Origin of the sequence: Kitasatospora sp. NPDC056327 (assembly GCF_042261735.1) — a bacterium.
In the GTDB taxonomy this organism is placed as follows: domain Bacteria; phylum Actinomycetota; class Actinomycetes; order Streptomycetales; family Streptomycetaceae; genus Kitasatospora.
Genome location: NZ_JBHJRC010000047.1, coordinates 12631 through 37481, shown reverse-complemented (window position 1 = coordinate 37481; position 24851 = coordinate 12631). Strand labels below are relative to the sequence as shown.

24 protein-coding genes are annotated in these 24851 nt (G+C 75.1%); 14 read left to right on the top strand and 10 right to left on the bottom strand.

Features of this window, described 5'->3' with window-relative positions; genetic code table 11:
• Window positions 1-50: 50 nt before the first annotated feature.
• Both ACFCX4_RS10185 and ACFCX4_RS10180 read right to left on the bottom strand, forming a co-directional pair.
• Window positions 51-1208 (bottom strand): acyl-CoA dehydrogenase family protein, encoded by a 1158-nt coding sequence (locus ACFCX4_RS10185; RefSeq protein WP_376140357.1) that lies wholly within the window; start codon window positions 1206-1208, stop codon window positions 51-53.
• Window positions 1209-1398: 190 nt separating this feature from the next.
• Window positions 1399-1713: a hypothetical protein gene (locus ACFCX4_RS10180; RefSeq protein WP_376140355.1), complete on the bottom strand. Its 315-nt coding sequence runs from the start codon at window positions 1711-1713 to the stop codon at window positions 1399-1401.
• A gap of 265 nt (window positions 1714-1978) precedes the next feature.
• On the opposite strand from ACFCX4_RS10180, the gene ACFCX4_RS10175 reads away from it, so the two are divergent.
• From ACFCX4_RS10175 to ACFCX4_RS10160, 4 genes are all read left to right on the top strand, one after another.
• Window positions 1979-2683: a DedA family protein gene (locus ACFCX4_RS10175; protein WP_376140353.1), complete on the top strand. Its 705-nt coding sequence runs from the start codon at window positions 1979-1981 to the stop codon at window positions 2681-2683.
• 127 nt (window positions 2684-2810) lie between these two features.
• Window positions 2811-4652 (top strand): threonine/serine exporter ThrE family protein, encoded by a 1842-nt coding sequence (locus tag ACFCX4_RS10170; RefSeq protein WP_376140351.1) that lies wholly within the window; start codon window positions 2811-2813, stop codon window positions 4650-4652.
• A gap of 69 nt (window positions 4653-4721) precedes the next feature.
• The gene (locus ACFCX4_RS10165; RefSeq protein WP_376140349.1) at window positions 4722-5831 is read left to right on the top strand and encodes a hypothetical protein; all 1110 of its coding nucleotides are present in this window, start codon (window positions 4722-4724) and stop codon (window positions 5829-5831) included.
• A 197-nt stretch (window positions 5832-6028) separates the two neighbouring features.
• Window positions 6029-7459 carry a C40 family peptidase gene (locus ACFCX4_RS10160; RefSeq protein WP_376140347.1) on the top strand — a complete coding sequence of 477 codons (1431 nt, stop codon included), beginning with the start codon at window positions 6029-6031 and terminating at the stop codon, window positions 7457-7459.
• 7 nt (window positions 7460-7466) lie between these two features.
• Here the strand turns inward: ACFCX4_RS10160 and ACFCX4_RS10155 are convergent, their stop codons facing one another.
• Window positions 7467-8033 (bottom strand): dihydrofolate reductase family protein, encoded by a 567-nt coding sequence (locus tag ACFCX4_RS10155; protein ID WP_376140345.1) that lies wholly within the window; start codon window positions 8031-8033, stop codon window positions 7467-7469.
• Window positions 8034-8490: 457 nt separating this feature from the next.
• Between ACFCX4_RS10155 and ACFCX4_RS10150 the strand changes: the two genes are divergently transcribed.
• Entirely contained in the window at window positions 8491-9804 is a 1314-nt protein-coding gene (locus ACFCX4_RS10150; RefSeq protein ID WP_376140344.1) for a GNAT family N-acetyltransferase, read from the top strand.
• A 92-nt stretch (window positions 9805-9896) separates the two neighbouring features.
• Here the strand turns inward: ACFCX4_RS10150 and ACFCX4_RS10145 are convergent, their stop codons facing one another.
• Complete coding sequence (locus ACFCX4_RS10145; protein WP_376140343.1) at window positions 9897-10694, bottom strand: TetR family transcriptional regulator; 798 nt, start codon at window positions 10692-10694, stop codon at window positions 9897-9899.
• A 179-nt stretch (window positions 10695-10873) separates the two neighbouring features.
• Here ACFCX4_RS10145 and ACFCX4_RS10140 point away from each other — a divergent pair, with 179 nt between their 5' ends.
• Window positions 10874-11416, top strand: a complete 543-nt coding sequence (locus ACFCX4_RS10140; RefSeq protein WP_376140341.1) for a GNAT family N-acetyltransferase — start codon at window positions 10874-10876, stop codon at window positions 11414-11416.
• Here the strand turns inward: ACFCX4_RS10140 and ACFCX4_RS10135 are convergent.
• The 3 genes from ACFCX4_RS10135 to ACFCX4_RS10125 all read right to left on the bottom strand — a co-directional run bounded on the left by ACFCX4_RS10135 (window position 11401) and on the right by ACFCX4_RS10125 (window position 13651).
• Entirely contained in the window at window positions 11401-11889 is a 489-nt protein-coding gene (locus ACFCX4_RS10135) for a macro domain-containing protein (protein ID WP_376140339.1), read from the bottom strand. The two genes, ACFCX4_RS10140 and ACFCX4_RS10135, sit on opposite strands and share 16 nt — an antisense overlap.
• Window positions 11890-12362: 473 nt before the next feature.
• Complete coding sequence (locus ACFCX4_RS10130) at window positions 12363-12971, bottom strand: YceI family protein (protein WP_376140337.1); 609 nt, start codon at window positions 12969-12971, stop codon at window positions 12363-12365.
• 137 nt (window positions 12972-13108) lie between these two features.
• Complete coding sequence (locus ACFCX4_RS10125; RefSeq protein ID WP_376140335.1) at window positions 13109-13651, bottom strand: DUF664 domain-containing protein; 543 nt, start codon at window positions 13649-13651, stop codon at window positions 13109-13111.
• 194 nt (window positions 13652-13845) lie between these two features.
• Here ACFCX4_RS10125 and ACFCX4_RS10120 point away from each other — a divergent pair, with 194 nt between their 5' ends.
• From ACFCX4_RS10120 to ACFCX4_RS10105, 4 genes are all read left to right on the top strand, one after another.
• Entirely contained in the window at window positions 13846-15015 is a 1170-nt protein-coding gene (locus ACFCX4_RS10120) for a MerR family transcriptional regulator (protein ID WP_376140333.1), read from the top strand.
• A 99-nt stretch (window positions 15016-15114) separates the two neighbouring features.
• On the top strand, window positions 15115-15528 hold the full coding sequence (locus ACFCX4_RS10115; RefSeq protein ID WP_376140331.1) for a helix-turn-helix domain-containing protein: 414 nt from the start codon (window positions 15115-15117) through the stop codon (window positions 15526-15528).
• 21 nt (window positions 15529-15549) lie between these two features.
• Complete coding sequence (locus tag ACFCX4_RS10110; RefSeq protein WP_376140329.1) at window positions 15550-16047, top strand: hypothetical protein; 498 nt, start codon at window positions 15550-15552, stop codon at window positions 16045-16047.
• Window positions 16048-16205: 158 nt separating this feature from the next.
• Window positions 16206-16559: a DUF2516 family protein gene (locus tag ACFCX4_RS10105; RefSeq protein ID WP_376140327.1), complete on the top strand. Its 354-nt coding sequence runs from the start codon at window positions 16206-16208 to the stop codon at window positions 16557-16559.
• 117 nt (window positions 16560-16676) lie between these two features.
• Here ACFCX4_RS10105 and ACFCX4_RS10100 read toward each other — a convergent pair whose 3' ends face one another.
• Complete coding sequence (locus tag ACFCX4_RS10100) at window positions 16677-18221, bottom strand: SpoIIE family protein phosphatase (protein WP_376140325.1); 1545 nt, start codon at window positions 18219-18221, stop codon at window positions 16677-16679.
• A gap of 240 nt (window positions 18222-18461) precedes the next feature.
• Here ACFCX4_RS10100 and ACFCX4_RS10095 point away from each other — a divergent pair, with 240 nt between their 5' ends.
• Window positions 18462-19013 carry an O-acetyl-ADP-ribose deacetylase gene (locus tag ACFCX4_RS10095; protein WP_376140361.1) on the top strand — a complete coding sequence of 184 codons (552 nt, stop codon included), beginning with the start codon at window positions 18462-18464 and terminating at the stop codon, window positions 19011-19013.
• A gap of 253 nt (window positions 19014-19266) precedes the next feature.
• On the opposite strand, the gene ACFCX4_RS10090 is transcribed toward ACFCX4_RS10095, so the two are convergent.
• Window positions 19267-20100, bottom strand: coding sequence for a class I SAM-dependent methyltransferase (locus ACFCX4_RS10090; protein WP_376140323.1), 834 nt, complete (start codon window positions 20098-20100; stop codon window positions 19267-19269).
• 363 nt (window positions 20101-20463) lie between these two features.
• On the opposite strand from ACFCX4_RS10090, the gene mshA reads away from it, so the two are divergent.
• Window positions 20464-21870 (top strand): D-inositol-3-phosphate glycosyltransferase, encoded by a 1407-nt coding sequence (mshA, locus tag ACFCX4_RS10085; RefSeq protein WP_376140322.1) that lies wholly within the window; start codon window positions 20464-20466, stop codon window positions 21868-21870.
• A 90-nt stretch (window positions 21871-21960) separates the two neighbouring features.
• Window positions 21961-22497, top strand: coding sequence for a YbjN domain-containing protein (locus ACFCX4_RS10080; protein ID WP_376140320.1), 537 nt, complete (start codon window positions 21961-21963; stop codon window positions 22495-22497).
• Window positions 22498-22530: 33 nt separating this feature from the next.
• On the opposite strand, the gene ACFCX4_RS10075 is transcribed toward ACFCX4_RS10080, so the two are convergent.
• Entirely contained in the window at window positions 22531-23844 is a 1314-nt protein-coding gene (locus ACFCX4_RS10075; RefSeq protein WP_376140318.1) for an MDR family MFS transporter, read from the bottom strand.
• A 149-nt stretch (window positions 23845-23993) separates the two neighbouring features.
• On the opposite strand from ACFCX4_RS10075, the gene ACFCX4_RS10070 reads away from it, so the two are divergent.
• Entirely contained in the window at window positions 23994-24752 is a 759-nt protein-coding gene (locus ACFCX4_RS10070; protein WP_376140316.1) for a phosphoglyceromutase, read from the top strand.
• Window positions 24753-24851 lie beyond the last annotated feature (99 nt).

The window sequence follows — 24851 nt, the reverse complement described above, 5'->3', positions numbered from 1 at the left end:
GGCCACCCGGTGGAGCCGGGCGGCCCGACCGCCGGGGGCGGACGCCGGCGCTAGAGTCCGAGCGACTTGGCGACGATGCTGCGCATGACCTCGCTCGTCCCGCCGTAGATCCGGAACACCCGGTTGTCGGTGTAGAGCCGGGCGATCGGGTACTCCAGGATGTATCCGTAACCACCGTGCAGCTGAAGGCACTTGTCGATGACGACGGATGCGGACTCGGTGCAGAACAGCTTCGCCGCGGCCGCGTCCGCCACCGTCAGGTCGCCGTGCTGGTAGAGCTCCAGCGCGCGGTCGACCATCGACTGCTGCGCCATCACCTGCGCCTCGCAGTCGGCCAGCGTGAACTTGGTGTTCTGGAACTCGGCGACCGCCTTGCCGAACACCTTGCGGTCCTTGACGTACTGCACCGCGAACCGCACCGCCGCCGCGGCGGCCGCGTAGGCGCCGACCGCGATCGCCAGCCGTTCCTGCACCAGGTTGTGGGTCAGGTAGGCGAAGGCCCGCCCCTCCTCGCCGAGCAGGTTCTCCACCGGCACCCTGACGTCCGAGAAGGCCAGTTCGGCGGTGTCCGAGGCGCGCAGGCCGATCTTCTGCAGCTTGCGGCCGACGCTGTAGCCCGGCGAGGCGGTGTCCACGCAGAGGATGGAGAGTCCGGCCCGGCGGTTGTCCGGGTCGTACGGCGCGGTGCGGCAGACCACCAGGACGAGGTCGGCGAGCACCCCGCCGGTGATGAAGGTCTTGGCGCCGTTGAGGACGTAGTGGGTGCCGTCCTCGGAGAGCCGGGCGGTCGTGGTGATGCCCGCGAGGTCGGAGCCGGCGCCCGGCTCGGTCATCGCGATCGCGGTCATGAGGTCGCCGGAGACGAAGCCGGGCAGCCAGCGCCGCTTCTGCTCCTCGTTCGCGTACTCCAGCAGGTAGGGCAGCACCAGGCCGGTGTGCACGCCGGAGGAGCCGAAGGAGACACCGGCCCGCGCGGTCTCCTCGGCCACCACGGCCTGGTACTTGAAACCGCTCTCGCCCGCGCCGCCGTACTCCTCGGGCACCTCGATGCCGAAGACGCCGAGCGCGCCGAGCGCGCGGTAGAAGTCCCGCGGCGGGTGGCCCTCGGCCTCCCAGCTCTCGTGGACGGGGACGACCTCGTTGGCGATGAAGTCCCGGATGGTCTCCCGGAAGGCCTCGTGGTCCTCGGTGAACACGGTGCGGCGCACGGCGGCGCTCCCTTCGATGGGGCCTGACTCCCGATGGGGCCTGACGCGGCGGAACCGTGGGACCCGCCGATCGCCCCACAAGTTAATCGTGAGTAGCTTCGGCTGTCCACGGAGGGCGGCGGAGATCCACCGGACCCGCCGGAGGTCCGCGGCCCGGGCCGGGGCGGGTGCGCTCGGGCCGGGGCCGGGATCAGCCGCCGGCCGGCGGGACGATCGGGGCGGTGAGGTTGCCGTTGCCCTGCAGGGCGCCGATGCCGCCCGCGTTGCCGGTCGCGGCGAGGGTGTTGTTCTGGTTGCTCGCACCCGAGCCGGTGGCGGTCTGCTGGGTGTTGACGACGTTGCCGAACACGTTGCCGATGACGTTGCCCGAACCGGTGTTGCTCACCACGCTGCTGTTGGCGTGGTCGTTGGCACCGGCGCCGTCGTCGGCGTGGGCGGTGCCGAGACCGGCGAGGAGGAAGGCGCCGAGGGCGGTGACGGCGGCTGCCGCGCGGATACGGGACACGGTGGTCTCCCTGGGAACGGTGTGCGGATGGTGGCGCGTTCCGGAGTGGCCGCTCCGCAGCGCCGTTGCCTGACGTCGCCCGACCAGGATCCACCGGCGCGGCGGCCGAACTCCACCGGACGGATGGGGATTCGCCCGATGGTGGTACCCGGATGATTGTCCGACTGATGCCTGGACCAGGGCTGTTCGATCATCCCTTGGTGAATGCTTTACTGTTTCATTGCCAAGAGTCGACCATCCTCCAGGCCCCTCAGGAGTCCGCCCCGTGACCAGCCTCGCCCTCGGCCCGTCCTGGCTCGATCCGACCTACCTGATCTCCACCTTCGGGCTGATCGGCATCCTGGCCATCGTCTTCGCCGAGTCCGGACTGCTGATCGGCTTCTTCCTCCCCGGCGACTCGCTGCTCTTCACCACCGGCCTGCTGGTGGCCGGCGGCACCTACCTGCACCAGCCGCTCTGGCTGGTCTGCGCGCTGATCGTGGTCGCGGCGGTGGTCGGCGACCAGGTCGGCTACCTGTTCGGGCGCAAGGTCGGACCGGGCCTCTTCCGGCGCCCCGACTCCCGGCTGTTCAAGCAGGAGAACGTGGAGAAGGCGGCGGCCTTCTTCGAGCGGCACGGACCGAAGGCGATCGTGCTGGCCCGCTTCGTGCCGATCGTCCGCACCTTCACCCCGATCGTCGCCGGCGTGAGCCGGATGAACTACCGGGTCTTCGTCCTCTTCAACGTCATCGGCGGCGTGCTCTGGGGCGCCGGCGTCACCGTGCTCGGCTACTTCCTCGGGCAGATCCCGTTCGTCCGGGAGAACATCGAGGCGATCCTGATCGGGATCGTGCTCCTCTCGGTGGTCCCGGTGGCCGTCGAGCTGCTCCGGGCCCGCCGGTCCGGCCGCGCCGGCGCCGGTGCCGCCGCGCCCGCCGGGGCCGCGCCGGCTCCCGCCGCAGGTGGGGGCGGTCGCCACCGCGCCGGGTAGGCGTCCGGGCGGGGCCGCTCCCGCCGCCGCGTACATGTGCGTCCGGCAGTTCGATCGGGCAAGGTGTAGGCGGAGATCGAACGGCGGCCCGGGGGACCGGCACCGCCTGGGGCGGCAAGGAGCGGAAGTGCCGAAGCGGGGCCGGCCGGGCGGCGGCAAGAGGGCCAGGGGCGGCCGGAGCGGCCGTCCGCAGCGGCAGGTCCGGCCGGCGCCCGCCGCGCGCCCGCTCCACCCGTCCGAGGCACCGCTCACCGAGGGGCTGCTCGGGCACCCGGCCCCGGTCGCCGAGCCGACCGTGGAGATCCCGCTCGCCCTGCCCGCCCCCGAGACCAGGGGACTGCTGGCCCCCGAACCCGAGCCCGAGCCGGAGCCGGAGCCGGACGCCGCGCCCGCCCCGCCCGAGCAGGCCGCCGGCGGCCCGCCCGCCCCGGCGCCGCGACGGCGCACCGTGGCCGAGGACACCCTCACCCCCGAGGAGTGGCGGGCCGCCGGCTACACCCCGCCGACCGGCATCCCGGTCGGCTCGCTCAGTGCCGGCGCCCCCGGCGAGGCGCCCTGGCCGGACCGGATGCGCACCCTGCTGCGCACCCCGATGTCCGAGCGCCCCGCCTTCGAGCGGACCGCCCGCGAGCTGCACCCGGCCGCCGCGGCCGGCCGCAACGTCCCGCGCATCCTCGACCTGACGCTGCGCATCGGCGAGCTGCTGCTGGCCAGCGGCGAGGCCGCCGAGGACGTCGAGGCGGCCATGCTCGGCATCGCGCACGCCTACCGGCTGGACCGCTGCGAGCCACAGGTCACCTTCACCCTCATCGGCATCTCGCACCAGCCCTCGCTGGTCGAGCCGCCGATCACGGCCGACCGCGTGGTGCGCCGCCGCACCTCCGACTACACCCGGCTGAACGCGGTGTACGAGCTGGTCGCGGACATCACCGCCGAGAAGGTGAGCGTCAACGACGCCTACCGCCGGCTCGCCGTGATCCGCCGCAACCGGCACCCGTACGCGTCCTGGCTGCTCGCGCTGAACACCGGCCTGCTGGCCGGCGCGGCGACCTTCCTGGTCGGCGGGCGGATCGACGACAAGGCCTGGCTGGTCTTCCTCAGCGCCTTCGTCGCCGCCGTGCTCGGCGACCGGATGGCCTCGACGATCGCCCGCCGCGGACTGCCGGAGTTCTACCAGTTCGTGCTGGCCGCGATGCCGGCCGCCGCCTCCGGCATCGTGCTCTCGTTCAACGACCTGGGGCTGCGCGGCTCCGTGGTGATCACCGGCGGGCTGTTCGCGCTGCTGCCCGGCCGCGCCCTGGTCGCCGCCGTGCAGGACGGTCTGACCGGCTTCTACATCACCGCGGCGGCCCGGCTGCTGGAGGTGATCTACCTGGTGGCGGGCATCGTCATCGGCGTGATGCTGATCCTCTACCTGGGCGTCGGCTTCGAGGCCAAGCTCCGGCCGGACGAGTCGCTGGCCGGGATCAGCTACCCGCCGGTCCAGATGGTCGCCGCGATGGTGCTGACCCTCGCCTTCGCGATGCTGCTGCAGACCGACCGCCGCTCGCTCGCGCTGGTCACCCTGAACAGCGGCATCGGCTGGGCCAGCTACGGCGTGCTGGCCTACAACGCCGGGATCTCGCCGATCGTCGCGACCGGGGTGGCGGCGGGCCTGGTCGGCCTCTTCGGCCAGCTGATGGCGCGCTACCGCAACGGGTCGGCGCTGCCGTACGTGACCGCCGCGATCGGGCCGCTGATGCCCGGTTCGGCGCTCTACCTCGGCATGCTCTCGTTCGCCCAGGGCCACCCCAGCGGCGGCCTGGTCCAGATCACCCGGGCCGCCGCGATCGCGATGGCGCTGGCCATCGGGGTGAACCTGGGCGGCGAGGTGGCCCGGCTCTTCATGAAACTCCCGGTCGGGGTCGAGCGTCCGTCGCTCGCCCCGGTGATCCCCCGCCGCGCCGCCAAGCGCACCCGCGGATTCTGACGCCGGCCGTTGGCCCCCGGGCCATGTCGCGGCAGGACGCACGCAGCACCAGGAACGAAGGTAAGACCCATGACCACACTGCTGGACGGCTACCGCGAGCACATCGTCGCCACGCACAAGCAACCGCTGTTCCTGCTGCTGGTCGGATTCATCACCTCGTTCGTCTTCATCCGGTTCAGCGTGCGGATGATCAGGGCGCAGGTGCGCTGGTGGCCCGGCAACGTCACGCCCGGCGGGTTGCACATCCACCACATGGTGTTCGGCCTGGGCTTCCTGCTGGTCGGGGGCATCGGGGTGTTCGCGACCTACGGTGGACACCCCTGGATCGACGTCTTCGGACTGCTCTTCGGCATCGGCTGCGGCCTGGTGCTGGACGAGTTCGCGCTGATCCTGCACCTGGACGACGTCTACTGGAGCGAGCAGGGCCGCAAGTCGGTGGACGCGGTGATCTTCGGGATCCTCTTCACCGGTCTGCTGCTCGTCGGCTACGTGCCGCTGGGCGCCGAGCCGACCGGGGAGACCCGGTGGGGGCTGGTCACGGTGATCTCGGTGAACGCGCTGGCCATGATCGTCACCCTGCTCAAGGGCAAGGTGTGGACCGGGCTGCTCGGCATTATGGTGCCCGGCCTGTCCTGGATCGGGGCGGTCCGGCTGGCCCGGCCGAGCAGCCCCTGGGCGCGCTGGCGGTACGCCCGGAGCCCGCGCCGCCGGGCCCGCGCGCTCCGGCGCGAGCGCCTGCTGCACCGGCGTGCGGACCAGGCCCGCACCTGGCTCTTCGACCTGATCGCCGGGACGCCGGACAAGGTCCCGGCCCACCACCCGGCCGCCCACCGGGTGGCCGAGCGGATGGCGGCCCGGGCCAGTGCCCACCTGGACGCGCACGCCGCCCGGGCCCTGTCCCGGCGGTCCGCCCGGCTGGCCGACCGCCGCTCGGCCGCGGGCACCGGGGAGCACCCGTCCGGCAGCCACCGCGGCGCCGGGGCCGCCGCCGCGGGCGACCCCGCGGCGGCGAACGGCGGTCCGGCCGGGCCGGCGGGGCGGCAGGACCGGTCCCAGCAGCGCCGGCGGGTGGTCAGCGCCGGCCGCAGCCGGACGTACGCGGTGCGGCCGACCGGTCAGCCGCCGGGGCCGGGGCGGCACCGCTGGCTGCGGCCGCGCACCCGCCGGATGAGCCGGTAGCCCGTACGGGGTGGTGGGCGGTCGGATCATCCGATGGTCACCCGTCCGGTGGTGCGGGCCTGAGGTGTGAAAACCGCCCGGCTTGAGAACATGTCGGACAGTGACCGTCTTGTCACGCAATGGGATGGTTCGCCGTGCCGTCGACGGTGTGCGTGCGGCCGTTCCGCTCCCTCGTGACCGTCCGAAGGGGATGAATCGTGGCGCGCAGACTCCTGTCGACCCTCCTGGTGTCCCTCACCGTCCTGCTCGTACCGCTCCCCGCCGCGGCGGCGGCCCCGGCCGAGCCGCCCGTCCCGGCCGATCCGGCCGCCGCCGCGGACCCCACCGGAGCCGCCGCGGCGGGGGAGGGCGCCCACCCCTCCGTCGAGGAGATCGAGCGGGCCCGGGCCGAGGCCGACCGCACGGCCGCCTCGGTGGCCGCCATCGAGGCCGGGCTCACCGCGGCCAGGGCCGCGGCCGACCTGGCCGCCCGCACCGCCGAACAGGCCGTCGAGGCCTACAACGGTGCCCGGCTCGCCCTCGCCCGGGCCCGCGAGGCGGAGGCCGACGCCGCCGTCCGGGCGGCCGCCGCCGAGGCCGAGCGGGCCGACGCCGCCGAGGAGGCCGCCGCACTGGCCGCCGAGACGTACCGGCAGGGCACCAGCGCCCAGCTCTCCGCGATCAACGCCCTGCTCGGGGCCCGCGGGCCGCGCGAGGCCGGGGACCGGGCCGCGGTGGTCGGGGTCGCCAGCGACCGCACCCGGCAGATCCTCGACGCGGCGGTGTCCACGGCCGCCGAGGCCGGCCGGACCGCCGCCCTCGCGCGCGCGGCCGCCGGGGCCGCCGCCCGGGCCGCGGACGAGGTCGGCGCCGCCCGCGAGCGGGCCGAGGCCCGGCTGGCGGAGCAGCAGAACCAGGTCGTGGCCACCGGGCTGCGGCGCGAGCAACTGCTCGCCGAACTGGCCGCCGCCCGGCACACCACCGTCGAGCTGGAGCGGCAGCGGCGGGAGGCGCTGGAGGCGATCGCCGCCCGGGAGGCCGAGGCCGCCGCGCGCGCGGCGGCGGAGAAGGCGGCGGCCGAGCGCGAGGCGGCGGAACGGGCCGCCGCGGAGCGGGCGGCGGCCGAGAAGGCCGCTGCGGAGCAGGCGGCCCGGGAGGCCGAGGCCAGGGCGGCGGCGGAACGGGCCGCCGAGCGTGCCGCCGAAGCGGCCCGGCACCCGAAGCCCGCGAAGGCCGCGCCGCCGGCCGCGGCCCCCGCCGCGGCGCCGGCGCGCGCCTGGTCGGCCGAAGGGGCGGCCGAGGCCGTGGCCTTCGCCCGCGCCAGGATCGGCCTGCCCTACGTCTGGGGCGGCGAGGGCCCCGGCGGCTACGACTGCTCCGGGCTGACCATGATGGCGTGGCGTCAGGGCGGCAAGCGGCTCAACCACTTCGCCGCCGACCAGTACGCCCAGTCCACCCCGGTCACCTACCGGCAGCTCCGCCCCGGCGACCTGGTGTTCTGGAGCACCACCGGCCGCGCCGCCGACATCCACCACGTCGGCCTCTACATCGGCGACGACCAGATGATCGAGGCCCCCCGGGCCGGGATGCCGGTCAAGCAGGCCAGCCTCTGGATCATGGGCACCCCGGACTTCTACGCCCGCCCCTGAGCGCCGGTCAGCGCCTCGTCCGGTACCTGGTCAGGACCACGCCGCCGGGGAACGTCCGCGTCTCCAGCAGCTCCAGGCGCACCAGGCCGTCCGGCGCGGCGAAGAACGGCGTGCCGCCGCCCACCAGGACCGGATGGGTGGCGATCACGTACTCGTCGACCAGCCCGGCGCGGACGGCCGCCCCGGCCAGCGTGGCGCCGCCGATGGTCATCGGGCCGCCGTCCCCGGCCTTGAGCCGGGTGATCTCGGCGACCGCGTCGCCGGTGACCAGGCGGGCGTTCCAGCCGACCTCGTCGAGCGTCGAGGAGAACACCACCCTCGGCGTGTCCCGCCAGGTCCGGGCGAACTCGACCTCCGCGGGGGTGGCGCCGGGCCGCTGGTCGCCGGTCGGCCAGTAGGAGCTCATCGTCTCCCACAGCTTGCGGCCGTACAGCGAGAGCCCGCTCGCCCGCTCGTGGTCGAGCCACCACCGGAAGAGCTCGGGGCTCGGCGGCCCGCTCCAGCCGATGTCGTCGCCGGGCGCGGCGATGTAGCCGTCCAGGGTGAGGTTCATGCCGTAGATCAGTTTCCGCATGGCGGCCCTCCGTCCGTGGGTGTCCGGCGTGCGGACCGCGCACGGCGCGGTGCGTCGCTCGGCGCGGTGCGTCGCTCGGTGCGGTCCGGGCCCGCCGGTCGTCCTCGTGCCCGGGGCTCAGCGTGGTGCACCCGGTGGGCCCGGGCAAGCAGTGCGGCGCCGGACACGCCCGCACGGGGGAACGCCGCGGTCCTGGCGCGGGCCCGGGCGGCCGGGCCGGGCACCCCCGTCCGGGCGGCGCGGGCCGGTCCAGGCGGTGAGCCGGTCCAGGCGGTCGGCCGGGTCCGGCCGACCGGTTCCGAACGGAAGCGCCGTCATGCCGACGGGCCGGTCAACTCCCCTCCTCCCATGGCTGGTTGTTGCTCGATCCGATGGCCGGTCGGCCGGTGGCAGGGCCTGCGGGGCACCCCGGAATAAATCGGATGCCGTCGGCGAAACCCCGCCGTACGGTGAGCGAATGGGCAACGAGACGAACGGCGGCCACCGTGATCCGGGGAGCGGCCGCCCGGGCGAGCAGGACGACACCGTCGGCGGGATCGAGATCCGTGCGGTCGGCGAGGACGAGATCGACGCGTGGGACCGGGCGCTCGCCGTCGGTTTCCTGCGCTCGCACATCGGCCGGGCGACCGAGTACCGGCGCCTCCAGTGGGAGCCGGGCCGGATGCTCGCGGCGGTGGACGACGGCCGCTTCGTCGCCACCTTCCGCAGCTTCGACACCGAACTGACCGTCCCCGGCGGCGCCGTGGTGACGGCCGACGCGATCACCGCCGTCACGGTGACCGCCACCCACCGGCGGCGCGGCCTGCTCCGCCGGATGATGACCCGGGACCTCGCGGCCGCCCGCGAGCGCGGCGCCGCCGTCGCGATCCTGATCGCCGCCGAGTACAACATCTACGGCCGCTACGGCTTCGGCCCCGCCACCCGCGGCCACGGCTGGAACATCGACCTGCTCCGGGCCGGCGGCCTGCGGGCCGGCCTGCCCGGCGTGCCCGGCGGGCGGATCGACCTCGTCTCCATGGCGGAGATGCGCGAGGTGGGCCCCGGGCTGCACGACCGCTGGCGGCTCACCCAGCCGGGCAACATCGCCCGCGACGAGGTGGCCTGGAAGCGCTTCAGCGGCGAGATCGAGGTCCCGGGCTTCGACTGGAAGGAGCCCTTCGCCGCCGTCCACCGCGACGCCGGGGGCAACGTCACCGGCATGGCCGTCTACAGGATCGAGGACACCTGGGACGGCTCCTACCCGAACTGCACCCTCACCGTCCTCGACGTCCTCGCGCTCGACCGGCCCACCGCCACCGAGCTGTGGCGCTTCCTCTGTTCGATCGACTGGGTGCGCAAGGTCGTCGTCGAGAACATCGGTCCGGACGACCCGCTGCCGCTGCTGCTCAACGAGCCGCGCGCGGCCACCCCGCACGTCGACAACGCCGACTTCATGTGGCTGCGGGTGCTGGACGTCGAGGCCGCCTTCGGGGCCCGGACGTACGGCGCCCCCGGCCGGGTGGTGCTGGACGTCGAGGACCGGGAGGGGTACGCCGCCGGCCGCTGGGCGATCGAGGCCGCGGCGGACGGCACCGGCCGCTGCGTGCGGACCACCGACGAGGCCGATCTGGCACTGAACGCCTCGGCCCTGGGCTCGCTCTGCCTCGCCGGCGAGACGCTGCCCCGGCTCGCGGCGGCCGGTCTGGTCACCGAGCTGCGCCCGGGTGCGGTGGCGGCCGCGGACCTGGTGCTGCGCGCGCCGCTGCTCTCCTGGACGATCGACGGCTTCTGAGCCGACCCGGCCCGTCGGGCCCCGCCCCGCCGGCGCCCCGTCGACGCTCCGCCGGGTCGCCGCCGTCCCGGTCACCACGGCCGGGGCGGCGGCTACTTCACGGCGGTCTTCCCGATGGTGGGCAGGATGAAGTCCTGGATGAGGCCCTTGGCGTCGCGGACGATCGGGCGGAACACCCGGTAGCGCGAGAGGTTGATCACCCGGGCCGCCATGGGCGTCGACCGGCGGACGAACTCCCGGGTCCGCTCGGTGTCCTCGGTCCGGTCGAACACCCAGTAGAGGACGACGACCATGAGGTGCAGCCAGAGCACGTCGGGCAGCAGCTCGACCAGTTCGGCGTCGAGCTTCGGGGCCAGCTCGGAGCCCTGCAGCACCTCGCGGAACAGCTCCACGGCGGTCGCCCGGGCCGGGTGGGACTCGTTGGAGAACGGGCTCAGCGAACTGCTCGGGTCCGCGGCGGTCCGGAAGAACTGGGCGGCGAACTCGTGGTACGGGGCGGCCGTGTCGAGCCAGGAGGTCAGCGCGATCTCCAGGCGCTCGGCGAAGTCCCGGGTGCCGGCCATGCGGCTCCTGGCGTCGGCCGCGTGGTCGTACGTCATCCGGTCGTAGAACCCCTGGATGAGGAATTCCTTCGCCGAGAAGTAGTAGTAGGCGTTGCCGACCGAAACACCGGCCTCGGTGGCGATGGCGCGCATGGTGGTCTTCTCGTAGCCGCGCTCCTGGAAGAGCCGCATCGCGGTCTCCAGGATCAGGGCCCGGGTCTGCTCGCTCTTGTCGGTCTTCGGCTGCGCCCGGCTGCCGCGCGTCTCGGCGCTGCTCGCGGAGCCCCCCTCCGTGCCGTCGGTGCCGTGCGCCGTGCTCGTGCCGTTCGTCGCTGCCAGGTCGTCCACGGCCCCGAGCCTAGCCCGATCGGCTCAGTCCCAGGCGGTGTCGGCGCGTACGGCACCGGAGGCCCGCTCCGCGTCCGGTGCCGCCGCCGTCCGCGCGCTGATTTCGAACGCGTTCAAATTCATGGGCCGACTCCAGGGCCGTGCTTGAACGCGTTCAAGTCCAATGAGAGGCTTGCCTCATGATCACTGTGATTCGTCCGGGGGACGTCCGGGACGCCGGGGCCGTCGCCGGACTGCACGCCGACAGCTGGCGCACCGCCTACACCGGGCTGGTCCCCGAGGAGGCTCTCGGCGACGGGCTGGCCGCCGAGCGGCGGATGATCTGGGAGCTGCGGCTGGCCGCCGACTACGGCGGGCCGGAGTACACCCCCGACCTGCTGATCGCCGAACGGGCCGGTGCCGTGGCCGGGTTCGCCTACCTGGTGCCGCAGCCGGACGGCCGGGTGCTGCTCGACAACCTGCACGTCCGCCCCGGGCTGACCGGCGGCGGCATCGGCCGGGAACTGCTGGACGCCGCCCGCGCACTGGTCGCCCGGCGGCACCCCGGGGCCGTCCTCTACCTGGAGGTGCTGCGGGCCAACACCCGGGCGATCGCCTTCTACGAACGCGCGGGCGGGCTGCGCACGGCGGCCGGGGAGGGGGTCTTCCCCGGCGGGTTCACGCTGCCGGAGTACGAGTACAGCTGGCCGGCCGCGGGGCCCGCCGGTCAGCCGTGGTCGTAGACCGTCACGGGCACTCCCCGCCCGGTCAGCCGGGCCGTCACCAGCGGTTCCACCGCCTCCCAGCGTCCGCCCGCCAGCCCGCAGCCGATCCGCGGCATGTGCACGGACGCGCCCAGGCCGAGCGCGTGCCCGCCGAGGGTCTCCAGCGCGGCGTCGATCGCCTCGTACCGCACCGGCGGCCCCGAGGAGCGGCCGGTCCGGATGCCCCGCTGGCCGATCATGTTGGCCACCCAGAGGTGCCTGTCGACCTGCACCAGCTGCACCGCGCCCAGGCCGAAGCCGTTCGTCGCCCGCTCCCGGTGCCACGCCCGGTAGGCCGCCTCCGGGGCGGGCCACCGCCGGGAGATCGCCAGGACGAACCCCTTGCCCCACCCGCCGAGGTCGTTGCAGACGTGTGCGACCACCTTCCTCCCCTTGCCCGAGGGGGCGGTGGCATCGCCGCGGACGTACGTGATGGTGCCCGTTCCCGTCATGTCCGCAAGCTAGCGCGACCCACTGACAAGGTGCTCCGGATGCTCGCCCGCGGCGCCGGTCGGCCGGGGCGCCGCGCCCGGGTGACGGCGCCCGGCGGCGCCGGTCGGCGGGGCCGCCGCCGCTCCGGCGGGGATCCCGTGGCCTGGGCCCGGTCCCGCGTGCTCGGCCACCGTCCGGCGGGCCCCGGGCCGGGCGGGACGCCCACCACGGTCCGGGCCACCGGTACCGCCGCTCCCTCGTTCCGCCGGTGCCGCGGCAGTGGTCCCCGGAGCGGCGTCATGCCGCGGTGACCGTGGTCGGCGCGGTGCCCGTCCCGGCCGCGAACGGTGCGCCGGAGACGACCCCACCCCTGCCGCTCGGGGGTCGGCAGGGGTGGGGCGGGTGCGGGTGCGTGGTCGGTCGGGGGGCCGACGGGCGCGCCCGCGGTCGGGGAGGGCCGCAGGTACCGGGCCCGGGGCCGTGGTCGGCCGCGTCAGGCCGCCTTCACGGCGGAGATGTCGAAGGTGAGCTTGACCTTCTCGCCGATCAGCACGCCACCGGTCTCCAGCGCGGCGTTGTAGGTCAGGCCCCAGTCGGTGCGGTCCAGGACGGCCTTGCCCTCGAAGCCGACCCGGTCGGCACCGTAGGCGTCGGTGGCGCTGCCGGTGTAGTCGAGGTCCAGGACGATCGGGCGGGTGGTGCCCTTGATGGTCAGCTCGCCGGTCAGCCGGTAGGAGTCGTCGCGCACGCGCTCGGCGGAGGTGCTGCGGAAGCGCATCTCCGGGAAGGTCTCGGCCTCGAAGAAGTCGCCGGTGCGCAGGTGCTCGTCGCGCTGGGCCTGGTTGGTGTCGATGCTCGCGACCTTGATCACCAGCTCGGCGGTGGAGTTGCCCGGGGTGGTGCCGTCGAGGTGGAGGCTGCCCTCGTACTCGGTGAAGCGGCCCTTGACGTTGGTGACCATCGCGTGGCGGACGGCGAAGCCGATCTCGCTGTGGGTGTTGTCGATGGTCCAGTCGCCGGTCAGGTGGCCGAGGTCCGGGCCCTCGACGACGGCGACGGCGGTCGGGGCGGTGGTGGTCTTGGTGCGGTTGAAAAGGCCCATGGCTCCTCCTCGGGTTCGAAGCCATTTGTTTAGGCTTCAACTTGATGGCTCCACTGTAGACCGGTTTCGTTCAAAGTTCAACCAATGGTCGGGGTCGCCCCCGCCGGTGCGTTCCGGCGGGGGCGGCGGGCCCGGGCCTACCGGGCGGCGGCCTCCGACAGCTCCCGGTCGACGAGCTCGAACGCGGTCAGGCCGTCCAGGGACTCGCGGACGATGTCCGCGTGGCCGGCGTGCCGGGCGGCCTCCTCGATCAGGTGCAGCAGCACCCAGCGCGCGGTCCGCCGGGAGCCGGCCGGGAACCACGGGGCCTCCGGCAGCGGCGCGTCCACGTCGAGGTCCCGCAGGCCCCGCACGATCTCCTCGGTCTCCGCCGCGATCTCCTCGTACCGGTGCAGCCAGTGCGCCAGCGTCTCCTCCCCGGTCAGGGTGAAGGTGTCCTCCTCGGGGTTCTCCCCGTCCCGCAGCGGGCGGCCCATCAGGGTGCCGACGATCCACTCGCGCTCGCAGACCGCCGCGTGCTTGATCAGCCCGGCGAGCGAGAGGGCGCCGGCGGTCGGCCGGGCGGCGGCCTGCTCCTCGGTCAGGCCGAGCGCGGCCCGCCGCAGTCCGCCGCGCTGGGCGGCGAGGAAGGAGAGCAGGGCGTCGCGCTCGTCGGTCTCGGCGTTCACCAGGGTGGGCATGATCCGTCGCCTCTCGTCGGTGGAACCTCGCCGGACGGGCTCCCCCCGCTCCGGTCCGTCGACGCTATCGGCCGGGTGCGACAGATCCGGTCCGCGCCGGACGCCGGAGGGCCGGGGCCCGCCGCCGGTAGGGTCGGGGCGGGTCCGGCCGCCCGGCTTGACCCTCGACCTGGTCGAGGCCCGAGAGTCCCGGCATGGAGAGCGACCTGCGCAGCATCGGCGAGCTGGCCCGCGACAGCGGTCTGAGCGTGAGCACCCTGCGCTTCTACGACGGCGCCGGCGTGCTCGCCCCCGCGCGGGTCGACCCGCGCACCGGCTACCGCTGGTACGCGCCCGGTCAGCTCGCCGACGCGAGGCTGCTCGCCCGGCTGCGCCGGGTGGGAATGCCGCTGGCCGACGTCCGGGCCGTGCTCGGCGCCGCCCCCGGCAGCGGGGTGGCCCGGCGGGTGGTCGACACCCACCTGCGCCGGCTGGAGGACGGCCTCGCCGACGCGCGCCGGGAGCTCTCCCTGATCCGCAGGCTGATCGACCAGAGGGAGAGCCCGATGACCACCGCCCCCGCCGAACACCGCCGCACCGTCGCCGCCCGTGAGCTGGCCGGCGCCCTGGACGCGGTCCGCTTCGCCGTCGGCAGCGACCCGGAGCTGCCGGTGCTGTCCGGCGTGCTGTTCGACCTGGACGGCGGCCTGCTGCGGCTGGTCGCCACCGACCGCTACCGGATGGCGCTCGCCGAGGTGCCCGTGCGCACGCCCGGCGCGGACCCGGACCCGGACCTGGCCCGGGCCGGGGACCCGGACCCGGGTGCCGGGGCGGAATCGGAGGCCGCCGACGGGGCCCCGGTCGCCGTCGTCGTGCCGGCCGCGCTGGCCGACGCCCTGCGCGCGCTGCTCGGCTCCGCCGACGGCACGGCTCGCCTGACGCTGGGGGCCGCGACGGTCCGGGTGGAGGTGGACGGCCACCGGATCGAGGGCGCGGCCCTCGACCACGACTACCCCGACTACCGCCCGCTGGTCCGGCTGGACCCGGTCCACCGGGTCGGCCTGTCCGCCGCCGACCTGCGCGAGGCCGTCGCGTCCGCCCCGACCCGGACCCTCCCGTCCGGCCCGCACGGCGCCGCCTGCGAGGTCGCCGTCCTGGCCGTCGACGGGACGGGCCGCCTCACCGTCGCCGCTCCCGACGGCTCCGGGGCCCCCGGGGCGCTCCGGGTCGCGGTCAACCGCGACTTCCTGCTGGAGGCGCTCCCCACCGGCGCCCCGGGGCAGCTCGTCCTCGAACTCGGCGGTCCCGTCGCCCCCCTCGCGATCCGCACCCCCGACCGGCCCGGGGCCTTCTCCGTCCTGATGCCCGTCCGCCTCCCCGCCTGACGCGCCGGTCCGCCCGGCCCGGCCCCGCGCCGGGCCGGGCCGCTTGCCCGCGCTAGCGCTGTGCTTGCAAAAGCAAGCACCCTGGGGCAGGGTGGTCGCATGGCCTCCCTGAACGTCGGCCCGCTGGGCGAGTACATCCGCGAACAGCGGCGCAACGCGCAGTACTCGCTGCGGCAGCTGGCGGAGGCCGCCGGCGTGTCCAACCCCTACCTCAGCCAGATCGAGCGGGGGTTGCGCAAGCCGAGCGCGGAGATCCTGCAGCAGATCGCCAAGGCGCTGCGGATCTCGGCGGAGACGCTCTACGTCCAGGCCGGGATCCTGGAGGAACGGCGCGGTGAGGGCCTGGAACTGCGGGCCTCGATCCTGGCCGATCCGCTGATCGACGAGCGGCAGAAGCAGGCGCTGCTCGCGGTCTACGACGCCTTTCTCAAGGAGAACGCCGCCGGGAAGCCGTCCGGCGCGGACAGGGGCACGGGCGGGAGCGCGGACGAGCACGAGGGCAGGACGCCCTAGACACCACGGGAGGACCCGGCCATGCCGATCACCGACGAGATCAAGAAGACCCTGACCGACCCGACCCCGCTGTACGCCCTCGCGGGCGCGGGGGAGCTCGCCTACGAGAAGCTGCGGGAGGTGCCGGGCCGGGTGGAGGCGCTCGCCGCGGACCGCAGGGGCACCCAGGAGAAGGCCACCGCCCGGCTGGCCGAGGCCCAGGCGAAGGTCGCCGGTACGGTCACCACCCTGCCGGCCGACCTCAGGGTCCTCCAGGAGAAGGCCCAGACCTTCGCCCTCCAGCAGGTGGGCCGCGCCGTCGAGCTGGCCGTGAAGGCCAAGGAGACCTACGACGGGCTGGCCGAGCGCGGCAAGGTCGTGGTCGACCGCGGCCGCGGCGAGGCCGGTGCCGGTGCCGGTGAGACGATCGCCGAGCGGGTCGACGTGACGGCCGGCGGCGAGCTCGTCGAGGGCGAACTGGTCGAGGAGGAGGCGCCCGCGGCGCCGAAGCGCGGCCGCTCCCGCCGGAACGCGGAGTAGCGGGCCGCGTGGGCCGGGCCGGTTGACCGCGGGCCGGCCCGCCCGCAGCAACCCGGGGCACGTCGGGTGCCGCCGGGCCGTTGACCCCGCGGGCGGACCGCCTGCCGTGCCAGGATGGGCGGGCAGGGGTGCCGCAGCGAGACGCAGAGGAGGCCGTGATGGGCGGAGTGGCCCAGATCCTGTTCCTGGACTACCTGAACCCGTTCTGGTGGCTGGCCGTCGCCATCCTGGGCTACAAGCTGTACGCGCTGGTCGACGCCGCCACCCGTCCGGAGGACGGCTACCGGGCGGCCGACAAGAAGACCAAGGGCTTCTGGCTGGCGGTGCTCGGGATCGCGTTCGGCCTGGACCTGCTGTTCGGCGCGAACTTCATGACCAGCTTCCTCACCCTGGGCGGACTGGTCGCCGCGATCGTCTACGTGGTCGACGTCCGCCCGGCGATCCGGGCGCTGACCAACCGGGGCGGCGGCCGGGGCGACCAGCGCAACATGGGGCCGTACGGGCCCTGGTGACACCGGAGCACCGGGCCCCGGCGGCCGGCGGGCCCGTCCGCGCGGTCGCCGGGGCCCGTCGTCTCCGCGCTCCCGGCCTCCGCCCCCCGCCCGGGTGGCCCGGCCCGGGCGCGGGCGCTAACCCAGCAGCAGGGGCGCCGGATTGCGCTCCAGCAGCAGCACCGCGACGTCGTCGGTCAGGGCGCCGCCGTTCAGCTCCTCGACCTCGGCGATCGCGCTGTCGACCAGTCGGCCCCGGGTCAGCCCGGCGGACTGGTGGTCGCCGACTAGATCGGCCAGCCCGTCCTGGCCGAGGCGGCGGGAACCGGCACCGATCCGGCCCTCGATCAGCCCGTCGGTGTAGAGCAGCAGCCGCCAGCCGGCGGGCAGTTCGAAGCGGTGGGCCGGCCAGACGGCCTGGCAGTCGTCGCAGGGGAGCAGGCCGAGCGCGGGGCCGGCGTGGTCGGCGGGCAGGCCGACCGGGGTGTGACCCGTGCCGAGCAGCAGCGGCGGCGGATGGCCGGCGAGGTAGAGCCGGGCCTGTTCGGCGGCCTCCGGGTCGGTGGCGTCGCCCGGCTCGATGATCAGCATGCAGAGCGTCGCGAAGATCTCGTCGCTGCGCCGCTCGTGCTCCAGCACGTGCTGGAGGGTGGTCAGCAGCGTCTCGCCGGTGAGGCCGGCGAAGACCAGGGTCCGCCACGCTATCCGCAGTGCCACGCCGAGCGCCGCCTCGTCGGGGCCGTGGCCGCAGACGTCGCCGATCACCACGTGGACGGTGCCGTCCTCGGTGCGGACCGCGTCGTAGAAGTCCCCGCCGAGCAGGGCGCGGCGGCGGCCGGGGCGGTAGCGGCGGGTGAAGGAGAGGTTCGCGCCGTCGAGCAGCGGGGTGGGCAGCAGGTGGCGCTGCAGCCGGGCGTTCTCCTGGCCGCGCAGTTCGGCCTCGACGAGCCGGCGCTGCGACTCGTCGGCGCGCTTGCGCTCCACGGCGTAGCGCAGGGCGCGGGCCAGCAGCGGGCCGTCCGTCTCGTTCTTGACCAGGAAGTCCTGGGCGCCGGCGGCCACGGCGGCGGCGCCGAGTTCGGCCCCGGCGGCGTCGGTGAGGACCACGACGGCGGTGTGCGGGGCCCGCTGGAGCAGGGCGTGCAGGCCCTCCAGGCCGTCGGAGGAGTCCGAGGGGTGCGGCAGGTCGGCGGGGGCGGCGAGGTCGAGCAGGACGCAGCTGAAGTCGCCGCGGCCGGGTTCGGGGGCGCGCGACCGGCCGCGCCGGGAGCCGGACTGGGCGGGGGCGAGCAGGTCGAAGGCCTGGTCGAGACCGCGGGTCCAGTGGATCTCGATCGGCGCGCCGCTGTCGGCCACCGCGGCCTTGAGCAGCTGGGCGTCGGAGGCGTCGTCCTCGATCACCAGCAGCCTGAGCGGGGCGGTGGCGGCGGGGGCCGCGGCGGGGGCGGGCGGGGCGGCCGGGCCGGCCGGGGCGGCGTCCGACCGCGGGTGGGGTATCGGAGCGGGTGCCGTGGCGGGGCCGGCCGACGGCCGGGCCCGCGCGGGGGAACGGCCGGGGGCGGACCGTTCGGGGGCGGACCGTTCGGGGGCGGACCGTTCGAGGGCACGCCCGGGGCGGGCGCCGTTCTGGGCGCCCGGCAGGTCCGCGGCACCAGGTGCCCGCCCGTCTGCCGTTGCGGGCATCGGCTGATCCTCCCTTTCCCCGAGTGCGTAACGGCCGGCGTCCGTCCGCAGTGCCCGCTCGGCACTCTGCGTCGGGGAACTTCTCGCGACCATAACGTGATCTCCGGGGATTTCTCTGGCCGACCGGCGCCGTTGTGGCTATCGCCACGCCGGTGGCGGTGTGTTGGACGATGGCGGGGACAGGAGCCGGAGCCCGTGCCGACGGGCTCCCGGGCGGGCGGACGAAGGGGGAGCACGATGGTGACGCGGATCACCCTGGTCGAGGGTGACATCACTGCGCAGCAGGTGGACGTCGTGGTGAACGCCGCGAATTCCTCCCTGCTGGGCGGTGGTGGTGTGGACGGTGCGATCCACCGCAGGGGCGGACCGCGGATCCTGGAGGACTGCCGCGGATTGCGGGCCTCCCGGTACGGGCGGGGGCTGCCCACCGGGCAGGCGGTGGCGACCACGGCCGGTGAGCTGCCGGCCCGCTGGGTGGTGCACACGGTGGGGCCGGTCCATCTGGCGGACGAGTACGAGGAGCGGGCGGAGCTGTTGGCCTCCTGCTACCGCGAGTCGCTCCGGGTCGCGGTGGAGCTGGGTGCGCGCACGGTGGCCTTCCCGGCGGTGTCGGCCGGGATCTTCGGGTGGCCGCCGGCGGATGCGGCCCGGATCGCGCTCGGCACCGTGGCGGAGGTGACGGCGGAGCCGGGGAGCGGGCCGGAGGAGGTGCGGTTCGTCCTGCTCGGGCAGGAGATGTACGAGGTCTTCGTGGGCGTCGGACGGGAGCTGGGGTTGACGGGACGGGAATGAGCCGCCGGGCGGGTGCCCCCATGGTGGCGTGACGAGCCGTCAACACGCCAGAGATATTCGATAACTCGTTCGAGTGAATCCACGGGATCGATCACCGGCCGGGTCCGCTCGGGTACCGGGACCGGTCACCGGCACGTCGGCCCGCACCGTCCTCCGTGCGCCGTCCTCCGTACGCCGTTGTCCGTACGCCGTCGCCCGCGCGGCGGCAGCCGCGGAGGACCTGCGGGGAACCCGCGGAGGACCGGCCGGGGGCCTACGGGGCCAGCGCCGTCCAGGGCAGCGTGACCTCGCCCTGGCGCCACCGCCCGCGCGCGTCCACCAGCGGCCAGGTCCCGGCCAGCGAGGCGCAGGCGGCGGCCCAGCGCTGCCGGGCGCCGAACGCCCCGTACGGCGCGGCCGCCGCCCAGGCGCGGTCGAAGTCGCGCAGGAACGCGTGCACCGGCCGGCCCGGCACGTTGTGGTGGATCAGCGCCTTGGGCAGCCGTTCGGCCAGGTCGGACGGCTGCCCGAGGCCGCCCAGCCGGGCCGCGAAGGTCACCGTGCGCGGCCCCTCGGGCCCGAGCGCCACCCAGACGTGCCGGCGGCCGATCTCGTCGCAGGTGCCCTCGACCAGCAGCCCGTCCGGCGCCAGCCGGGCGCACAGCCGCTCCCAGACCCCGGCCACCGCCGACTCCTCGTACTGCCGCAGCACGTTGGCGGCCCGGATCAGCCGGGCGGGCGCGCCGCCGTCCAGCGGCACCTCGAAGCCGCCGCGCCGGAAGGTCAGCAGCGGCGGCACCGCGTACGGCAGCGCCGCGGCGACCCGGGCCGGTTCGATCTCGATGCCCACCACCCGGACGTCGGTGCGGACCGCGCGCAGCCGGGCGGAGAGTTCGACCGCCGTCCACGGCGCGGCCCCGTACCCGAGGTCGACGGCGACCGGCGGGTGCTCGGCGGAGCGCAGCGCGGGCCCCAGCGTGTGGGCGATCCAGCGGTCCATCCGGCGCAGCCGGTTGGTGTTGGTGGTGCCGCGGGTGACGGTGCCCACCGGCCGCCCGGCCCGTCCGCGGGCGGGCGCGGCGACGGAGTCGGGGGAGGAGGCGGCCATGGACCACAGGGTACGGGGCCCGCGCGGCCGGGCCGGCGGGCGGCGGCGGGGAGCGGTGACACGGACCGCCCGGCGCCGGGGCGGACGGGCCGGCCACGGGCCGGCGCCGGGCGGAGCACGGCCGGCGGGGCCGCGGCCGGGGCGCGTGGCGCAGCTCATGCGGCGCCCCGGGAATGCCGGTCGCCGGGCCCGTGGTTGGCAGACTGGTGGTGAGGTGTGTCCGGGCGGGGCATCGGACGGGCACCCCGCACCGGGTGCCGTCGCGGCCGAGCGTCAGGGCGGCGTCGCGCACCGGCACCACGCAACAGGCAGCAGGCAAGCAGGGCTGCTGAGACGGGCAGTACACGAGGAGGCTTCAGCCAGGTGATCCAGCACCCCGTCCGTTCGGTCCGCCGTGCCCCGCAGGCCACGCCCGCGCGGGGCCGGCTCCAGGCGCTCGTCCAGGGAGGCCGCCGCCGCCCGCGCCGGATAGCCATGCTCAGCGTCCACACCTCCCCGCTGCACCAGCCGGGGACGGGCGACGCGGGCGGCATGAACGTCTACATCGTCGAGCTGGCCAAGCGCCTGGCCGAGCTGGACATCGAGGTCGAGGTCTTCACCCGGGCGATCTGCTCGGACGACGCGCCCACCGTGGAGCTGGCCCCGGGCGTGCTGGTCCGGCACGTCACGGCGGGCCCGTACGAGGGCCTGGTGAAGGAGGACCTGCCGGCCCAGCTCTGCGCCTTCACCCACGGGGTGCTGCGCACCGAGGCCGGCCACCGCCCCGGCCACTACGACCTGGTCCACTCGCACTACTGGCTCTCCGGGCAGGTCGGCTGGCTGGCCGCCGAGCGCTGGGGCGTGCCGCTGGTGCACACCATGCACACCATGGCGAAGGTGAAGAACGCGGCGCTGGCCGAGGGCGACACCCCCGAGCCGCCGGCCCGGGTGATCGGCGAGACCCAGGTGGTGGAGGCGGCCGACCGGCTGATCGCCAACACCACCGAGGAGGCCGCCGAGCTGGCCCGGTTCTACGGGGCCCGTCCGGACCAGCTGGCCGTGGTCCACCCCGGCGTCAACCTGGACGTGTTCCGGCCCGCCGTGCCGTCCGCCGGCACCGGGACGGACGCCGCGGGCCCCGCCGCCCGCCGGGCCGCCCGTGCCCGGCTCGGGCTGCCCGCCGACGCCGCGGTACTGCTCTTCGCGGGCCGCATCCAGCCGCTGAAGGCCCCGGACGTGCTGCTGCGCGCGGTCGCCGTGCTGCTGGAGCGGCGGCCGGAGCTGCGCGAGCGGCTGGTGGTGCCGGTGGTCGGCGGTCCGTCCGGCACCGGTCTGGCCAGGCCGGAGAGCCTGCACAAGCTGGCCGCCCAGCTGGGCATCGGCGACGTGGTGCGGTTCCACCCGCCGGTGGGCCAGGAGATGCTCGCGCAGTGGTACCGGGCCGCGACCGCGCTGGTGATGCCCTCGTACAGCGAGTCCTTCGGGCTGGTCGCGCTGGAGGCCCAGGCCTGCGGCACCCCGGTGGTGGCGGCCGCGGTGGGCGGTCTGCCGGTCGCCGTCCGGGACGGCGTCACGGGCACCCTGGTGAGCGGTCACGACCCGGTGGCCTGGGCGCACGCGCTGGAGCCGTACGTCACCGACCCCGGGCTGGTGGCCCGGCGGGGCGGCGAGGCGGCCCGGCACGCGGCCGGGTTCGGCTGGGACACCGCCGCCGCGACCACCGCCGAGGTGTACGCCGGGAGCCTGGCCCCCGCCGGCCGGACGGCCGGGGCCCGTCGCCTGCGGGCCTGATCCGCCGGGCGCGGCGGCCGGTCCGGGTCCGGCCCCGGTCCCCGGCCGCCGCCGCTGCGCCCGGATGTACCCCCGGGTAACGTCACCCCCATGGCAATCCGCACCAAGGACGAGGCCCTGACCCTCCTGCGCACCGCCCTGGACGAGGCCGGGGTGGCCTGGGAACCGGCCCCCGCCGACCCGTACACCCTGGTGGCGACCCTCCCGGGCACCCGGAAGCTGAGCACCGCCTGCGCCCTGCGGGCCGGCGACCACACCCTCTCGGTGAACGCCTTCGTGATCCGCCGCCCGGACGAGAACCACGAGGCGGTCTACCGCTGGCTGCTGGAGCGCAACACCCGGCTGTTCGGCGTGGCGTTCGCGGTCGACCGGCTCGGGGACGTCTACCTGGTGGGCCGGCTCCCGCTGGAGGCGCTCACCCCGGACTCCGTGGACCGGCTGCTGGGCACGGTGCTGGAGAACGCGGACGAGCCGTTCGACACCCTGCTGGAGCTGGGCTTCGCCACCGCGATCCGGCGGGAGTGGGAGTGGCGGACCAAGCGCGGGGAGTCGACCCGCAACCTGGCGGCCTTCGCGCACCTCGCCGGCCCGGGCCCGGACGCCGCCGCGGTGCCCGCCGCGGAGTAGCGGGGCGGGCACCGCGGCGGGCCGGGGCGCGGCTCAGCCGCCCGTCGCGGCCCGCTCGGGCTCGGCGGCGTCCGCCGGGGTCACCCGTGCGGTGCCCGTCGCCACCACGTCCGGCTTCGCCAGTGCAGCCCCCGGCCGCCGGCCGAGCAGGACGTACCCGCCCGCGGCGACCGTGCCGACCACCGCGCACGCCCCCCACATGACCCCGCTGCCGGCCCGCTCCAGCAGCACGCCGCCCGCGGCCGGCCCGAGGAACGAGGCGAGCGACCAGGAGAGCGAGTAGACGCCCTGGTAGCGGCCCCGCGCCTGGGCCGGCGACAGCTCGGCGACCAGGCCCATCATGGTCGGCGCGTTGAGGATCTCGCCGAGCGTCCAGACCGCCACGGTGAAGGCGTAGAACCACGCGGAGGAGCCGGCCAGCGCGGTCAGCCCGAAGCCCCAGCCGATGAACAGCGCGCTGGCGACCAGCAGCGCCGTCCGGTCCCGGCCCTCCATCCACCGGGTGAGCGGGATCTGCAGGACCACGATCAGCAGGCCGTTGAGGCCGATCACCAGGCCGTACTGGGTCGCGGTGATGCCGGCCCGGCCCATGTCGACGGCCAGCGTGGTCGAGCCCTGCTGGGCGACCAGGGCGAGCAGCAGGTTGAGCACCACCACCGCCATGAAGCGGCCGTCCCGGAAGACCCCGGCGAGGCCGATGGCCGGGCCGGCCTTCGGTCCGTCCGCGGGCGCGGCGGGCGCGTCGGGCCGGGTCTCGGGGATCCGGACGAAGATCACCACCGCGCAGACCACCGTGGAGAACGCGTCCAGCAGGAAGAGCGTCAGGTAGCCGTGGGTGGCGATCAGGCCGGCCGCCGCCGCGGAGAGGCCGAAGCCTATGTTGATCGCCCAGTAGTTCAGGGCGAAGGCGCGGACCCGGTCCTCGGCGGGGACGATGTCCGCGATGATCGCCGAGGTCGCGGGCCGGGTCGCGTTGTTGCAGAAGCCGACCAGGAAGGCGACCACCGCGATGGCCACCTGGCCGTCGGTGAAGCCGAGCACCGCGGTGAACAGGGCGGTGCCGAGCTGGGCGGCGACCAGCGTCGGACGCCGTCCGATCCGGTCGCTCAGCACCCCGGCGACGAGCGAGGCGATCGCCGAACCGAGGCCGAACAGCGAGGCGACCAGCCCCGCGTAGGAGGCCGAATAGCCCCGCTCGGTGGTCAAGTAGAGTGCCAGGAAGGTGACCACGAACGCGCCCAGCTTGTTGATCAGGGTGCTGGTCCAGAGCCACCAGTACTGCCGGGGCAGTCCGCTCACGGCTTCGGAGAGGCCTCTGAGGGCACGGGCTGGGACGGAAACGGGCATGTGGGGGCTCCCGGGCAGGCGGACGTCCGCCGAGCCGTGCGGGCAGGACCGCTCAGCGGACGAGTAAGTGTCACTGGTGCAGTGCACACCTTACTCATCCGGGGAGGCGCCCACCAGGGGTTTTCCGGTGCTCCACTAAGCTGGGGGCCATGGCTGACACGACGTACCGACTCATCCTGCTCCGCCACGGCGAGAGCGAGTGGAACCAGAAGAACCTGTTCACCGGTTGGGTCGACGTCGACCTCAACGAGAAGGGCGAGAAGGAGGCCGCGCGCGGCGGCGAGCTGCTCGCCGCCGAGGGCCTCCTCCCGGACGTGCTGCACACCTCGCTGCTGCGCCGCGCCATCCGCACCTCGCAGATCGCCCTGGACAAGGCCGACCGCCACTGGATCCCGGTCAGCCGCAGCTGGCGCCTGAACGAGCGGCACTACGGCGCGCTCCAGGGCAAGGACAAGGCCCAGACCCTGGCCGAGTTCGGCGAGGAGCAGTTCCAGCTCTGGCGCCGTTCGTACGACACCCCGCCGCCGGTGCTGGCCGACGACGCCGAGTACTCGCAGGCCGGCGACGCCCGTTACGCGGAGATCCCGAGCGAGCTGCGTCCGCGCACCGAGTGCCTGAAGGACGTCGTCGAGCGGATGCTGCCGTACTGGTACGACGCCATCGTCCCGGACCTCGCCGCCGGGAAGACCGTTCTGGTGACCGCCCACGGCAACAGCCTGCGCGCGCTGGTCAAGCACCTCGACGGCATCTCCGACGCCGACATCGCCGGCCTCAACATCCCGACCGGCATCCCGCTGGTCTACGAGCTCGACGCCGACTTCAAGCCGCTCGCCAAGGGTGGCCGCTACCTCGACGCCGACGCCGCCGCCGCCGCGATCGAGGCCGTGAAGAACCAGGGCAAGAAGTAGCCCCACCGCTCGTCGAGGACCCCGCTCCCCCTTCCCGGGGGGCGGGGTCCTTCGTGTTCAACTCGCCTCCTGTCCCGGCGAGTTCGTGTCGGCCTCCGG